This is a genomic window from Flavobacterium pokkalii (assembly GCF_014596575.1).
Taxonomy (GTDB): Bacteria; Bacteroidota; Bacteroidia; order Flavobacteriales; family Flavobacteriaceae; genus Flavobacterium; species Flavobacterium pokkalii.
On record NZ_NASZ01000049.1, the window covers coordinates 1 to 1,661 of the forward strand.

A 1,661-nucleotide genomic window follows, 5' to 3' on the forward strand; every position below is an offset into this window, starting at 1 on the left:
TTTAGTCGTTGATTTACAACTGATTAAATATGAATTTCAAACATTACAACCAACAACAAACGATACTTTTACCTTATTCGTTTGAGGATTTAATTCCAGAGAAACATCCCGTTCGAGTAGTTGACCAAGTTGTGGAGTCGATTAATATTCAACCACTTTTAAAAGCTTACAGCAAAGAAGGCCATCCAGGTTATCATCCAAAGATGTTACTCAAAGTGATGTTGTATGCTTATATGACCAATGTGTATTCTTCTCGTAAGATAGAACTAGCTCTTCGTGAGAACATCAACTTTATGTGGTTGACTTCAATGACCATTGTTGATCACAATACCATTAACCGTTTTAGGAGTAATAAACTAAAAGACAGTTTTAAAGAAATCTTCAAACAAGTGGTTTTGATGCTGGCATCAGAAGGATTAATCACGCTCAAGCAAATCTATACCGATGGCACAAAAATAGAAGCCCAAGCAGGTCGTTACACTTTTGTTTGGGGTAAAAGTATTAAAACCAACAAAGCCAAAATGCTAACCCAATTGGAAGATTTATGGAATTACGCTCAAAGTATTGATAATGATGACAACCCTGATCCAGAGCCAAACGAGTTGAAGGAAATCAGCAAAGAAGTGATTGAAAAAACCGTGGCCAAAATAGATGCCAAACTCTCTGGAAACGAAAAAGCCAGCTCCAAGTCAAAAGCCAAATTACGCTACATTAAAAATAATTTTGTTGTCAATTTAGAAAAATATCAGCAGCAAGAATCTATTTTAGCAGAACGCAACAGCTACAGTAAAACCGATACAGAGGCGACATTTATGCGTATGAAAGAAGACCATATGCGAAACGGACAACTCAAACCGGCTTATAATACCCAAATATCAACCGAGAATCAAATCATCGTTCATTATACCATCCATCAAAATCCAACCGATACCAAAACTCTAAAACCTCATTTAGAAGATTTTGAGCAAACCTTTGGAAAGGAAGCGCTTCAAGAATTGGAACAAATAACCGCCGATGCAGGTTATGGAAGCGAAGAGAACTATGATTATCTAGAACAAAAAGAGCTTGTCGCTTATGTGAAATACAACACTTTTGACAAAGAGCAAGACAAGAATTACCAAAAAAAGCACAAGTCCTTCAGCAAAGAAAATCTTTATTACAATCCAGAAGAAGATTATTATGTCTGTCCGATGGGACAAAAAATGCACAAAACCCATCAAAGCAAGCGTACCACAGAGGCTGGTTACCAACAATCCTTGAGTCACTACCAAGCCAAAAACTGCGAGGGTTGTCCACTGCGAGGGCAATGTTTTAAAGCCAAAGGGAATAGAAGTATCGAGCGAAACCACAACCTTGAAAGGCACAAACAAAGAACAAGAGAATTATTGTTGAGCGAAACAGGAATACAAAAAAGAAAGCAACGCACCGCCGATGTAGAACCCGTGTTTGCCCAACTCAAACACAACAATGGATTTAGACGATTTTCTTTAAAAGGATTAGAAAAAGTAGAATTAGAGTTCGGATTAATGGCTTTAGGCCACAACTTAAGAAAGAAAATTGCCGCTTAAGGACAATTTTAGTTTTTTTCAGCAGAAGTAAAAATCAAACCAAATAGACTGAAATGAAAAAACCGCCTCAAATTATGTTTTGAGACGGCTTCT

At 37.0% G+C, this 1,661-nt stretch carries 1 protein-coding gene; it reads left to right on the forward strand.

Translation table 11 applies throughout. From position 1 onward, the window contains the following. Window positions 1-29 precede the first annotated feature (29 nt). A complete protein-coding gene (locus B6A10_RS16180) occupies window positions 30-1,568 on the forward strand; it encodes an IS1182 family transposase (protein WP_188221700.1) in 1,539 nt (512 codons plus the stop codon). The last annotated feature ends 93 nt before the right edge of the window (window positions 1,569-1,661 follow it).